At 68.5% G+C, this 12903-nt stretch carries 14 protein-coding genes; 11 read left to right on the top strand and 3 right to left on the bottom strand.

Translation table 11 applies throughout. The features are described from left to right. Window positions 1-8: 8 nt before the first annotated feature. The 3 genes from ACHAA3_RS11670 (at window position 9) to ACHAA3_RS11680 (ending at window position 3619) form a co-directional block, all read left to right on the top strand. The gene (locus ACHAA3_RS11670; protein WP_435709184.1) at window positions 9-923 is read left to right on the top strand and encodes a phosphoribosylaminoimidazolesuccinocarboxamide synthase; all 915 of its coding nucleotides are present in this window, start codon (window positions 9-11) and stop codon (window positions 921-923) included. 93 nt (window positions 924-1016) lie between these two features. Next, the gene (locus ACHAA3_RS11675) at window positions 1017-2576 is read left to right on the top strand and encodes a long-chain-fatty-acid--CoA ligase (RefSeq protein ID WP_435709185.1); all 1560 of its coding nucleotides are present in this window, start codon (window positions 1017-1019) and stop codon (window positions 2574-2576) included. Window positions 2577-2713: 137 nt separating this feature from the next. Then, the gene (locus ACHAA3_RS11680) at window positions 2714-3619 is read left to right on the top strand and encodes an NAD(P)H-binding protein (protein WP_435709186.1); all 906 of its coding nucleotides are present in this window, start codon (window positions 2714-2716) and stop codon (window positions 3617-3619) included. Here ACHAA3_RS11680 and ACHAA3_RS11685 read toward each other — a convergent pair. Continuing rightward, window positions 3593-4309, bottom strand: coding sequence for a CPBP family glutamic-type intramembrane protease (locus ACHAA3_RS11685; RefSeq protein WP_435709187.1), 717 nt, complete (start codon window positions 4307-4309; stop codon window positions 3593-3595). The two genes, ACHAA3_RS11680 and ACHAA3_RS11685, sit on opposite strands and share 27 nt — an antisense overlap. Window positions 4310-4396: 87 nt before the next feature. Here ACHAA3_RS11685 and purS point away from each other — a divergent pair, with 87 nt between their 5' ends. The 3 genes from purS (at window position 4397) to ACHAA3_RS11700 (ending at window position 6857) form a co-directional block, all read left to right on the top strand. Beyond that, complete coding sequence (gene purS, locus ACHAA3_RS11690) at window positions 4397-4657, top strand: phosphoribosylformylglycinamidine synthase subunit PurS (RefSeq protein WP_435709188.1); 261 nt, start codon at window positions 4397-4399, stop codon at window positions 4655-4657. Next, window positions 4654-5325: a phosphoribosylformylglycinamidine synthase subunit PurQ gene (purQ, locus tag ACHAA3_RS11695; RefSeq protein WP_435709189.1), complete on the top strand. Its 672-nt coding sequence runs from the start codon at window positions 4654-4656 to the stop codon at window positions 5323-5325. The genes purS and purQ overlap by 4 nt, the downstream gene beginning before the upstream one ends. A gap of 209 nt (window positions 5326-5534) precedes the next feature. After that, entirely contained in the window at window positions 5535-6857 is a 1323-nt protein-coding gene (locus ACHAA3_RS11700; protein WP_435709191.1) for a DEAD/DEAH box helicase, read from the top strand. A gap of 1 nt (window position 6858) precedes the next feature. On the opposite strand, the gene ACHAA3_RS11705 is transcribed toward ACHAA3_RS11700, so the two are convergent. Further along, entirely contained in the window at window positions 6859-7605 is a 747-nt protein-coding gene (locus ACHAA3_RS11705) for a M15 family metallopeptidase (protein ID WP_435709192.1), read from the bottom strand. Window positions 7606-7719: 114 nt separating this feature from the next. On the opposite strand from ACHAA3_RS11705, the gene ACHAA3_RS11710 reads away from it, so the two are divergent. The 4 genes from ACHAA3_RS11710 to ACHAA3_RS11725 all read left to right on the top strand — a co-directional run bounded on the left by ACHAA3_RS11710 (window position 7720) and on the right by ACHAA3_RS11725 (window position 11159). Beyond that, complete coding sequence (locus ACHAA3_RS11710; protein ID WP_435709193.1) at window positions 7720-7887, top strand: antitoxin; 168 nt, start codon at window positions 7720-7722, stop codon at window positions 7885-7887. A gap of 101 nt (window positions 7888-7988) precedes the next feature. Further along, window positions 7989-9170 (top strand): Nramp family divalent metal transporter, encoded by a 1182-nt coding sequence (locus tag ACHAA3_RS11715; protein ID WP_435709202.1) that lies wholly within the window; start codon window positions 7989-7991, stop codon window positions 9168-9170. A gap of 20 nt (window positions 9171-9190) precedes the next feature. After that, the gene (locus ACHAA3_RS11720) at window positions 9191-10258 is read left to right on the top strand and encodes an alpha/beta hydrolase (RefSeq protein WP_435709194.1); all 1068 of its coding nucleotides are present in this window, start codon (window positions 9191-9193) and stop codon (window positions 10256-10258) included. Between the two features lie 40 nt (window positions 10259-10298). After that, the gene (locus tag ACHAA3_RS11725) at window positions 10299-11159 is read left to right on the top strand and encodes an Fpg/Nei family DNA glycosylase (protein WP_435709195.1); all 861 of its coding nucleotides are present in this window, start codon (window positions 10299-10301) and stop codon (window positions 11157-11159) included. 225 nt (window positions 11160-11384) lie between these two features. On the opposite strand, the gene ACHAA3_RS11730 is transcribed toward ACHAA3_RS11725, so the two are convergent. Further along, entirely contained in the window at window positions 11385-12221 is an 837-nt protein-coding gene (locus ACHAA3_RS11730; RefSeq protein ID WP_435709196.1) for an EamA family transporter, read from the bottom strand. Window positions 12222-12263: 42 nt separating this feature from the next. On the opposite strand from ACHAA3_RS11730, the gene ACHAA3_RS11735 reads away from it, so the two are divergent. Then, window positions 12264-12902, top strand: coding sequence for a hypothetical protein (locus ACHAA3_RS11735; RefSeq protein WP_435709197.1), 639 nt, complete (start codon window positions 12264-12266; stop codon window positions 12900-12902). Window position 12903 lies beyond the last annotated feature (1 nt).

Below are 12903 nucleotides of genomic sequence, written 5' to 3' on the forward strand. Positions count from 1 at the left end.
TGGGCTCCGTGGCTCTGACGATTCCCGGTGCGACCCATCTGCACTCCGGCAAGGTCCGCGACCTGTACGCCTACTCTTCGGACCCGGGTGCATGGGGCACCGCACCGGACCCGGGTGCATGGGGCGCCGATCACCTGCTGATGGTCGCGTCGGACCGGATCTCGGCCTACGACTTCGTGCTGGAGCCCGGCATCCCCGACAAGGGCGAGATCCTCACCCGCATGTCGTTGTGGTGGTTCGACCAGCTGGCCGATCTGGTGCCGAACCACGTGGTCTCCACCGAGGTGCCCGACGTCGTCAGCGGCCGCGCCCTGGTCGTCCAGAAGCTCGACATGTTCCCGGTCGAGTGCGTGGCCCGCGGTTACCTGACCGGCTCGGGCCTGATCGACTATCGCGCCACGGGCGAGGTCTGTGGTGTGCCTCTGCCGGACGGGCTCGTGGAGTCCAGCCGCCTGGCCGAGCCGATCTTCACCCCGGCCACCAAGGCCGACCTGGGCGAGCACGACGAGAACGTCGACTTCGAGCACGTGGTGCGCACCATCGGCGCCGACGATGCCGAGGCGCTGCGGGCCCTGACCCTGCAGGTCTACATCCGCGCCGACGAGATCGCCCGGGAGCGCGGCATCATCCTGGCCGACACGAAGCTGGAGTTCGGGCGGCTCCGGTCCACCGGCCAGATCGTGCTCGGCGATGAGGTGCTGACCCCGGACTCATCACGGTTCTGGCCTGCCGACGCCTATGCCGAGGGTCAGGTGCAGGAGTCGTTCGACAAGCAGATCGTGCGCAACTGGCTCACGTCGGAGGTCAGCGGCTGGGACCGCCACGCAGGAGAACCGCCGCCCACGCTGCCGCCAGAGATCGTCGATCGCACCCGCGCCCGCTACGTGCGGGCCTACGAGCTCCTGACCGGCGAGACCTTCTAGATTCCTGTGCGGGGGCAGCCGACTCGTCCCGCCCCGCGGGCCATGCGTTTGGCCGATAGGCTGAGAGCCCCGTCACAAAACTGAGGAGTCACCGTGGGAAACCTGGCCGCACTGCTGGAGGACACGACCGCCAAGCACGGTGATCGCACCGCGATCGTGTTCGGCGACACCGAGTTGAGCTACACGCAGCTCAACGGCGCTGCGAACCAGGTCGCGAACCTGCTCGCATCGCGCGGCATCGGCGCGGGCGACAAGGTGGCGCTCAGCTGCCCGAACGTTCCGTACTTCTCGATCATCTACTACGGCATCCTCAAGGCCGGCGCCACGGTGGTACCGCTGAACGTGCTGCTCAAGGCGCGCGAGGTGGCCTATCACCTGTTGGACTCGGAGGCCAAGGCCTACTTCGCGTTTGAGGGATCGGCCGACCTGCCCATCGGCGACGCCGCCTGGGAGGGCTTCGGCAACACGGACACGTGTGAGGAGTTCTTCTTGATCAAGGCCGACTCGGCCGCGCCCGCGCCCATGGAGCCGCCGGAGTTCTACGCGCCCCTGATCGCCGAGCAGGCGCCCACGTTCGAGACCGTCGACGCTGACGACGACGACACGGCCGTCATCCTCTACACCTCCGGCACCACCGGGCAGCCCAAGGGCGCCGAGCTGCGCCACAGCAACATGCGCGAGAACGCGCTGTCCGGCAAGGACCTGTTCGGCGCCGACGTCGATCACCCTGACACGTACCTGTGCGTGCTGCCGCTGTTCCACTCGTTCGGGCAGACCGTCATCCAGAACGGCGCCATCGCGTTCGGCGGAACTGTGGTCATGCTGCCCCGGTTCGAGGCCAAGGCGGCGCTCGGCCTCATGCTCAAGCACGACGTCACCTTCTTCGCGGGGGTCCCGACGATGTACTGGGGTCTGCTCGGCACCTTGGACGAGCCCGACGTCGACGTCAGCGCGATCGCGGACAACCTGCGCGTCGCCGCTGCGGGCGGCTCGGCGCTGCCCGGCGAGGTCCACAAGGACTTCAAGGCCAAGTTCGGCGTCACGATCCTCGAGGGCTACGGCCTGTCGGAGACGTCGCCGGTCGCGTCCTTCTCGGTCTTCGGTGAGGAGCCGCTCGTCGGCTCGATCGGCAAGCCGATCCCCGGCGTGGAGATGAAGCTGATCAACGACGACTGGAGCGATGTCGACGGTGACGCCGATGCCGTCGGCGAGATCGCCATCAAGGGTCACAACGTTATGAAGGGCTACTACAACCGCCCCGATGCCACCGAGGAGTCCATCCAGGAGGGCTGGTTCCGTTCCGGTGACCTCGGCAAGAAGAACGACGACGGCTACTACTTCATCGTCGACCGGTCCAAGGACATGATCATCCGAGGCGGGTACAACGTGTACCCGCGCGAGCTCGAAGAGGTGCTCATGGAGCATCCTGCGGTCTCGCTGGTCGCCGTCATCGGTGTCCCGCACGAGTCCCACGGCGAGGAGATCAAGGCCGTCATCGTCAAGAACAAGGACCACGACGACGTCTCCGAGGACGACGTCATCGCGTGGGGCAAGGACCAGTTCGCCGCCTACAAGTACCCCCGCGCGGTGCAGTTCGTCGACGAGCTGCCGATGACGAGCACCGGAAAGATCCTCAAGCGCGAACTCTCCTAACTCGTCGTTGCCGGGCCACCGAACGCGGCCATGGGCCGAGCGGAGCGAGGCAGGCGCCCGGGCGAAGCCCGGCAGCGGCGAGGAACGAGCAGCTGTGACGGCGAGCGAAGCGAGCCGTGCGCCCATAGGGTGACGGCATGGCGACTGTTCTGGTGACGGGTGCGACGGGATTCATCGGCAGTCGGTTGGTGCCGGTCCTGATCGAGGCGGGTCACGAGGTCCGCGCGATGACGCGCCGGCCCGATGACTATGACGGGCCCGGCACAGCCGTGGGCGGAGACGTGCACGACGCGTCCACGCTGGCGCCGGTGCTCGACGGCGTGGACGTCGCCATCTACCTGATCCACTCCTTGGACGACGACGACTTCGAGGCCAAGGACGCGAAGGCGGCGCGTGCCTTTGCGGCGGCTGCGGCCCTGTGTGGTGTCCGGCAGATCGTCTACCTGGGCGGTCTGGGAGCGGACAGTCAGGACCTGTCGCCGCACCTGAGGTCGCGCCGCCAGGTCGAGCAGCTGCTGGGAGAGACCGATGTGCCGGTCACGGCACTGCGGGCAGCGGTGGTCGTGGGTCATGAGGGAATCTCCTGGGAGCTGACCCGCCAGCTGGTCAAGAACCTGCCGGTCATGGTCGTGCCGAAGTGGGCAGAGACCCGCACGCAACCGATCGGCATCGACGACGCCGTGGCCTATCTCGCCGGAGTGGTCGACCACCCCGATGCGGTGGGCAAGACGTTCGAGATCGGTGGTGCCGACCAGGTCTCGTACCTGGAGATGATGCAGCAGGCTGCCGAACAGATGCACGGACGGCGGCTGCCCATCAAGACGGTGCCGGTCCTCACCCCCGGACTGTCGTCGCGGTGGATCGCGCTGGTGACGAGCGTCGACACCACGACGGCCAAGAACCTGATCGACTCGATGTCGACCGAGGTGCTGGTCTCCGAGCACTCCATCGACGCGGTGGTCCCGCGGGACGTGCTGACCTACGGCGAAGCGGTGCGTCAGGCGCTCGAGGATGCGTCAGCGCAGGCCGAAGATCGGCGGTAGGGCCAGCAGCATCACCATCGACCAGGTGCAGTGCGTCAGGATCGGGGCGAGGATGCCGCCGGATGCCCGGCGTTGCAGACCGACCACGACACCGAGCAGGGCCGCGGCGAACGACAGCATGATGTTGCCGGTGGCGGCCGTCGCGACGGTGTAGGCCGCAGTCGTCCAGACGACCGGGTGCCGGGTGATCGCGGCATACGCCGCGCCGCGGAAGAACAGTTCCTCGGCGATTCCGTTGATGACGGTGATGGCGATCAGGATCGGCAGCGAGCCCACGATCGCGAACTGCAGCACGTTGGCCACCTGATCGGCCAGGGGATCGATCGGACGCACCAGGAGCGCTCCGAGCGCGAAGACCCCACCCATCGCCAGTCCGATGGCGATGGGCTGCACCACGGGTCGGCGCGGGGTCTCGTCCCTGACGTCGACGATCCGGCCCAGGTACAGCGGGCCGGAGATGAGAGCGCCGACGGCCCACACCGCCGCCAGCAGCAGGGTCGACGGGTAGAACCACGCACTTCCCGGTTCGATGCGCAAGGAGACGCCCAGCACGATCGCCCCGACCACCACGACCGCCGCCGTCGTGATCTGGCGGCGTCGCAACGACTGGCTGCTCTGGCGATGATCGCGCGGCACGATGTGCCACAGCGATCGCCCGAGGAATGACTGGTCGAGCCAGCGTCGAGCCATGTGTGTTTTCCTCCTTGGTCTGCCCTCCTCGAGGCTAACGATGGGTCGTCGTCCATGCCGATGGGCGGCCACCCCTACGATGTGAGCATGCCGCGCGTCATCGTTGATGTCATGCCCAAGCCCGAGATCCTCGATCCCCAGGGCAAGGCCGTGCACGGGGCTCTGCCCCGGCTCGGCTTCGACTCCGTCGTCGATGTCCGCCAGGGCAAGCGATTCGAGCTCGAGGTCGCCACGGCCGACGACCAGACCCTGGCCGAGGTGCGCCAGATCGCCGAGACCTTGCTGTCCAACCCGGTCATCGAGGACTTCACCGTCCGCGTCGACGAGGGTCTGGCGGACCAGGCGTGAAGATCGGCGTCGTCACCTTTCCGGGGTCCCTCGACGACACCGACGCCCAGCGCGCAGTGCGACTGGCCGGTGGCGAGGCGGTCGCCCTCTGGCACGGTGATGCCGATCTGGGGGGCGTCGACGCCGTCATCCTGCCCGGTGGATTCTCCTACGGCGACTATCTGCGCTGCGGCGCGATCGCCCGGTTCGCACCCGTCATGACCGAGGTCGTGGCCGCTGCGAACGGTGGCATGCCGGTGCTGGGCATCTGCAACGGGTTCCAGATCCTGTGCGAGTCGCACCTGCTGCCCGGCGCCCTGATCCGCAACGATCACCGCACCTTCGTGTGCCGTGACCAGGAGATCGTGGTGGAGAACAACTCCACGGCCTGGACGTCGGCGTTCGAGCTGGACCAGCAGATCACCATTCCGCTCAAGAACGGTGAAGGTGGCTTCGTGGCCGATGAGGCCACGCTCGACCGCCTGGAGGGGGAGGGCCGGGTCGTCTTCCGCTACGCCGAGGTCAACCCCAACGGTTCACTGCGCGACATCGCCGGCATCACCAACGAGGCGGGCAACGTCGTCGGCCTGATGCCACACCCCGAGCATGCTGTCGAGGACCTCTGCGGTCCCGGAACCGACGGACTGGGGTTCTTCACCTCGGCCGTGCAGTCGTTCGTGACGGCGTGATCGGACCCACACCGCGCAGCGGCGTGAGGATTCGTGGCGCCGCGGGTGTCGCTGCTAGATTGAAGGTTCGCGAACGCGCACATCCGCGTTGTTCCGGCCCGACGAAGTAGCGCGACTCGCGCGAAGTGGCATCGGGCATCACCCCCCGATCGTCAGTGAGTCCTTACGTGAGTTCTACTTTTTCTTCTTTCGACCTGCCCGATGGCCTGGTGCGCAAGTTGGCCCAGCAGGAGATCGTCACCCCCAGCCCCATCCAGATGGCGGTCATCCCCGACGCGATGGCCGGTCACAACGTGCTGGGTCGCGCCCGCACCGGATCGGGCAAGACGCTCGCCTTCGGTCTGCCGGTGCTCGCCCGCCTCGCCGGGCGTCGTAGCCGGCCCAAGGCTCCACGGGCCCTGATCCTGCTGCCGACGCGCGAGCTGGCGATCCAGGTGCACACCGCCCTGTTGCCGCTGGCGCAGAAGATGGACCTCAAGCACACGACGGTCTACGGCGGCGTGCCGATCAACAAGCAGATCAACGCGCTCAAGAACGGCGTCGACATCGTCATCGCCACGCCGGGCCGCCTGACCGACCTGCTCGATCGCCGCTGCCTCACGCTCGACGACATCGAGATGACGGTCCTCGACGAGGCCGACCACCTGTGCGATCTCGGCTTCTACAAGCCGATCGACGCCCTGTTGTCCAAGACCCCGGAGTCCAGCCAGCGTCTGCTGCTGTCGGCCACGCTCGACGGAGACGTCGACAAGCTGGTCCGCCGCCACCTGCCTCAGCACAGCACGTTCGAGGTCGACGGTGCCGACGACCAGGTCGAGACCATGGAGCACCACGTGCTGGTCAGCGACGCCACCCAGAAGTCGCAGACAGCGCACGCACTGCTCAGCGCCAACCCGCGCAGCATCGTGTTCACCCGCACCAAGCGTGGCGCCACCCGGTTGGCTCGCCAGCTGACCAACAACGGCATCGACGCCGTCGACATGCACGGTGACCTCTCGCAGCGTCACCGCGAGCGCAATCTCGCCCGCTTCAGCAAGGGGGAGGCCAGCGTCATCGTGGCCACCGACGTCGCCGCCCGAGGCATCCACGTCGACGGCATCGGACTGGTCGTGCACTATGACGCGCCGGCCGAGCACAAGGCCTACATGCACCGTTCCGGTCGCACGGCTCGCGCCGGTGAGTCCGGATCGGTCGTCACGATGACCACGCCCGAGCAGGTGCGCGACGTCATCATGCTGCAGCGCAAGGCGGGCGTCACGGCACGCCACCACCGCGCGTCGACTGCCCCCTCGCCCATGACCGTCGAGTCGTTGTCCGGTGCCGGCACCGCAGCCCCCGAGGCACCGAGCCACCAGGGCGGTTCGCGCAGCGGCGGCCAGGGCCAGGTCCAGGGCCGCGGCGGTCGTGGCGGAGGCGGACGCAGCGGCGGAGGCCGCGGTCGCGGTCCCAGCGGCGGCGGCAACAGCGGTGGCGGCAACCGCTCGCGCGGTGGCGGATCGTCGACCGGCGGTCAGCGCTCGCGCCAGCGGTAGGTCAGCCGAGCGGTTGCGACGGATATCCGGTGTCGAAGTGCATGTAGTCGGCGACGCTGATGTTCTGCCAGATCCAGCCCTCGTCCTCGAACAGTCGCACCGTCGAGTCGTCGGGCGTGATCTTGCCCGGCGCGGGAGCGCGATCGTTGTGCGTGGCGCGCGGTGACCAGCACTGACACCGCAGGTCCATCCACGGGTTGAGGTCGGGATTGATGTCGATCGCCCGCCCGTTGGCGTGCGGAGACTCGGCCTGCGGTGCGTTGATCTGGTCGGGCCGGCGGCAGTGGAACGCCGACGTGTTGTTGGTCTGCAGGCTCGCGAGCATGTCGCCCTCGAACGCCTCGACCGGCTCCATCCGCTCGATCGGGAACTCTCGCTCGTGCAGGGTGAGCAGGATCCGTTGCAGGCTGTCCATCACGTCGCGATGAGCGACGATCACCCCGCGCTGGGTCTGCCCGTCGAAGTCAACGAACGGCACCTCGAGCTCGCGCAGGTCGGCGCGCCCGACCGGGCACCCCTCGCGCCAGCTGCCGGTGGCCACCATGGCGTCCCATCGCGAATCGCCGATGCGCGACACCTCGGCCTCGAGGGAGACCGGGGCAGGCGTCGTGCTCGGTGTGGGCGTGGGGGTGGGCGTGGGTGAGGAGGAGGGCGGCTGATCCGCAGGCGGGTCGGCCGGCGCGGAGCAGCCGGCGAGCAGGGCGAGCGACGCCGCGAGAGAGGCGAGGGCAGGCAGGAAGCGATGCATCAGATTTCCACCCTAGGCAGGCGGCCCCACCGGCGATCGGTTCGAGGTTGTCTCGCTTTGTGGGCTCAGAGAGGATGGAGCCGTCCGCTTCGGACCGATGCCACTGGAGGAACCATGGGAATCTTCGACAAGGCCAAGAAGGCCGTCAACGACAACGCGGACAAGATCGACAGCGCGGTCGACAAGGCAGCCAAGATGGTCGACGACAAGACCGGCGGCAAGTACGCCGACAAGGTCGACAAGGTGCAGGACACGATCAAGGGCAAGACCGGCAACCTCTGAGTCCCAGGCACGACCCCGGCGCGGGGCGGCCGTGAGCCGAGGCGGCGGTGGGGGATGCTGACCCTGTGCTCGTGAGACCTCGGCTGCCGCGTGTGGGTCTGCTGGGCCCTGCGTTCATCGCGGCGGTCGCCTACGTCGATCCGGGCAACGTCGCGACCAACGTGACGGCGGGCTCGCAGTTCGGGTTCACCCTGGTGTGGGTCGTGGTCCTGGCCAACGTCATGGCCGTCCTCGTGCAGTATCTGTCGGCGAAGCTCGGGATGGTCACCGGCGAGTCGTTGTCCTCGCACCTGGGTGCTCGGCTGCCCCGTCGGGCCCGACTCGCCTACTGGGCGCAGGCCGAGGCGATCGCGATCGCGACCGATCTGGCCGAGGTCGTGGGTGGCGCCATCGCGCTGAACCTGTTGTTCGACCTGCCGTTGCTCGTGGGTGCGGTCATCACCGCTACGGTGTCGTTGCTGATCCTGCGGATCGGGGACCGACGCGGACAGGCGGCGCTGGAGCGCGTCATCATGGGGTTCCTGGTGCTCATCGCCGTCGGTTTTCTGGCCGGGCTGGTCGTGGCCCCGCCTGAGATCGCACCTCTGGCCGGTGGCCTGGTGCCTGCGTTCGACGGCGCTGACAGCGTGCTGCTGGCCTCGGGCATCATCGGCGCCACGGTCATGCCACACGTGATCTACCTGCACTCGAGCCTGACCACGACCCGGCTGGGACGGCGCGGCGACGGACTCAGCGTGCGGCAGCTGCTGTCGGCGACCCGCACCGATGTCGTGCTCGCGCTGATCCTGGCCGGCGCACTGAATCTGTCGCTGCTCGTCGTGGCGGCGACGAGCCTGTCCGGGCTGCCCGGCACCGACACGCTCGCTGGCGTGCACGACGTCGTGACATCCGAGCTCGGCGCGGGGGTGGCGCTGTTGTTCGCCGTCGCGCTGCTGGGATCGGGACTCGCCTCCACGTCGATCGGCAGTGCGGCGGGTGCCGAGGTCATGAACGGGCTGCTGGGCGTGCGGATCCCGGTGGTGGTGCGCAGGGTCATCACCGCCATCCCCGCGATCCTCGTCCTCGCCGTGGGCGCGGACCCGACGAGGGCGTTGGTGGTGTCCCAGGTGGTCCTGTCGATGGGCATCCCGTTCGCTCTCGTGCCGTTGGTGATCCTGACCGCGCGGCGCGACGTGATGGGCGAACACCTGAACCGCAGGGCGACCACGCTGCTGGCCTGCCTCGTCGCAGGCATCGTCATCGCACTCAACGCCGTTCTGCTGTACCTGACGTTCGTCGCCTGATCATCTGGGACAATCGGCGCGTGGCTCTGCTTGGTGTGCGCATTCCCCGAGACCTCGGTGCCCTCGTCGAGAATGTCGGCGACAAGGTGCGACGCCGCCCCATCGCCGACCTGAGCCGGACACCGCGCGAGATCGTGGAGCAGGGGCCTGGCTTCGCGCTGTACCGCTACGTGCCGGTGCCCGGGGTGGAGTCCCACGGCAAGCCGGTCCTGTTCATCCCGCCGCTCGCCGCGCCCGCGCTCGCCTTCGACCTGCGCCGCACCTGCAGCGTCGTCGAGTACTTCGTCGCGCAGGGTCGCCCGGTGTACCTGGCCGACTACGGTCCGGTGGAGTTCCGGCACCGGGCCCAGGGATTCGAGCACTGGATCGACTCCGTCGTGCCGGCGGCGATCCGCGCGACGTCGGCGCACCACGAGGGCGACGACGTGCACGTGGCGGGGTGGAGCCTCGGCGGCATCTTCACGATGTTCACCGCCGCGGCGCACCCCGAGCTGCCGCTCGCCGGCGTCACCGCGGTGGCCAGCCCCTTCGACCTGCGCGAGGTGCCCCTGCTCGCCCTGGCCCGCCCGATCGACCGCACCGTCGGCGCCCTGGTGGGACCTGCTTATCGCGCCATGGGCGGTGTTCCGGCCTGGATGACGCGAGCCGCTTTTCAGATCTCGGCGCTCGACAAGTACCTCACCAAGCCGTTCGCGATGCTGATGCACGCCGACGACCGAGATTTCCTGGCCCAGCTCGAAGCGGTCGATGAGTTCATGGACTCGATGTACGCCTATCCGGGGCGCACCTTCGGGCAGCTGTACCACGTGGTGATGCGCAGCAATGAGTTCGCGAGCGGCAGCATGGAGATCGCGGGTCGGCGGGTGTATCTGGGGGCCATCGACGTGCCGGTACTCGTGGTCGCCGGGACCGGCGACACGCTCGCGCCTGAACGCGCCGTGACCCGTCTGCTCGAGCTCGTCGTCGGTGCTCCGGAGACACGCATCATCCGGGCTGCGGGTGGTCACCTGGGAGTTCTCACCGGTCGGGGTGCTCGCCACGCCACGTGGCCCGGCCTGCAGACGTTCTTCAGCGACCACGACTCCTGAATCCAGCGCTCCGTCGGACTCGAGGGGGCAGACTGGTGTCATGCCCGAGCTGCCCGAGGTCAACGCCCTGGTCGAGTTCCTCGATCGAGAGATGGCGGGCGCCGTCGTCGCCGGGATGGAGGTCGGCTCGTTCTCGGTGCTCAAGACCTTCGATCCGCCGATCGACTCGCTCGCGGGTCTCGCGGTCACGGGGGTGACCAGGCACGGCAAGTTCATCGACATCGATGTCGATGGGATCCACCTGGTGGTCCACCTGGCCAAGGCCGGTTGGCTGCGGTGGTCGAGTGCGTTCTCCGAGACCCGCATCAAGATGGGCAACGGTCCGCTCGCGGCTCGCGTGCGCCTGGATCGCGGTGACGGTCCCCACGAGGGATTCGACATCACCGAGGCCGGGACCCGCAAGGGGTTGGCGATGTACCTGGTCAACGATCCGCTCGACGTGCCGGGCATCGCGGCGCTCGGGCCCGACCCGCTCGTGGGCGGATTCGATCTGCGCCCCCTGCTGGCCCGCCACATGCAGGTCAAGCGGTTGCTGCGGGATCAGAAGATCATCGCGGGCGTCGGGAACGCCTACAGCGACGAGATCCTGCACGCTGCGAAGCTGTCCCCGTTCGCGCTCGCGGACACCCTCGCCGATGCCGAGATCTCGCGACTCGAGACGGCCCTGCACGACATTCTCAGCGAGGCTGTCGAGCAGTCCCGGGGCAAGCCCGCCGCGGAGCTCAAGGACAGCAAGCGCACCCGCATGCGCGTGCACGGTCGCACCGGCGAGGCGTGTCCGGTGTGTGACGACACGGTCCTCGAGGTCGTCTACTCCGGTTCGTCACTGCAGTACTGCCCCACCTGCCAGACCGGCGGCAAGCCCCTGAAGGACCGCAGCACGTCCAAGTTCCTCAAGTAGGCCGCTGACGAGTCACGGAGACCCGGTGACGAGTCACGGAGAACTGGTGAGGAGCCACTCAGGGCCGGTGGCGTGAACGTGTGGCCGGGCAAAGGACTGCACTGACCGTCTCGGCGCGGGGTCGCGGTGACTCATCAGGGGGCTTTCATGACTCGTCGGTAGGACTACGTGACTCGTCAGCGGGCGTGCGTGACTCGTCGGCGGGTCTCCGTGACTCGTCAGCGGTCAGGCGAGGGCGACGAGGGTGACGGCGGTGGCGGCGAGGGCCAGGCCGACGGCCTGCCACGCCAAGATCTTCTCGCGCAGCAGCAGGGCCGCCAGCAGCACGGTCGAGGCCGGGTACAACGACGAGATCACCGACACGACGGACAACAGGCCCTGCTGGGTGGCGAACAGGAAGGCGCCCTGTGCGGTGAAGCCGAGCGGACCCATCACGACAGCGCGCGCCGCGAACCGGTCGCGGGGCAGCCACGGCGCCCCCATCGCCGTGGCGACGGCGATCACCGTGACCACCGACGTCACCTGGGAGGCCGCGAGCCCGGTCAGTGCGCCGCCGTCACTGACACGGTCCAGGCACACGAACAGCACGCCGAAGCCGAGCCCCGCGAGCGCTCCGTCGCCGATACCGCTGGCGGTCGTGGTGCCCGACTCCTCGCTGGCCGGGACGCGCGAGATCAACACGATCGCCGGGAAGGCGGCGACGATTCCGATGAAGGCCAGCAGGGAGGGACGCTCGCCGGAGATGAGGCCCGCGGCCACGGGCAGCAGAGCGGCGCCGATGGCGGAGATCGGCGCCACGACGCCCATGCGGGCGGTCGACAGACCCCGGTAGAGGAAGCCGACCCCGACGCCTCCTCCGCTGCCGGCCAGCAGGCCCCAGACCAGGTCCGGCGTGGCAGGCGAACCGGGAAACAGGGCGAGCGCCGTGAGCGCGCACACCGCCGACGTCGACTGCCCGACCACGGCGACCGGCCAGGCGCTCGCTCGCTTGGCGAAGATTCCACCGAGGAAGTCCGAGATGCCGTACGACAGAGCTGAGACGAGCGACAGCACGATGACCACGAAGCCACCCTAGGGCTACCTGGGTCTGCCTACGATGGCCTCATGGACGAGCGCAGATCGCGGCCCGGACGATGGGCATCCCAGGCCAATCAAGCAGCTCATCGAGCGGCCCAGAACGTGGACGACACCACGGGCGAGACCAGCACACGGGCCGCGGTGGCGATCACCTCGGCCGTGCGGCTGCTGCGCTGGCCGACGGCCGCACTGCTGGTCCTGTCGGCGCCCTTCATCGCAGCGACGATCGTGATCGGGCTCGTCGCCGACGGCCCGGTGGGATGGGTCATCACCATCGTCGGCGTGGCCATGGCCCTGGTGTCCGGAGCGTTCGGCGTGCGCCGTCAGCGGATCCTGAAGGCGGTCGAGGATCCGGGCCAGCTGGCCGACGAGCTGCGGGTCATGGTCAATCTGACCGGCCGCGCCGAGCAGACCGGAGAGGTGCTGCATCGCATCGCCGGCGGTGACGGGTGGCGTGTGCTCGGGCGCATGAAGGGTCTGTGGCAGGGCGCCAGTCTGCCGGCCCGCTGGCTCGATGAGGTCGGCGATCTGCCCCGCGCCCGCTACTTCGCACCGCCGAAGATCGGCACCTCGATCTCGCTGGCACTGGCCGCGGCGTGGCTCGTCCCGATCTCCATCGTGGTCACGATCCTTGCGGCGATCGGCGCACTGGCGGGATCGATCTAGA

The sequence above is a fragment of the Aeromicrobium sp. CF3.5 genome (assembly GCF_051262695.1).
Taxonomy (GTDB): Bacteria; Actinomycetota; Actinomycetes; order Propionibacteriales; family Nocardioidaceae; genus Aeromicrobium.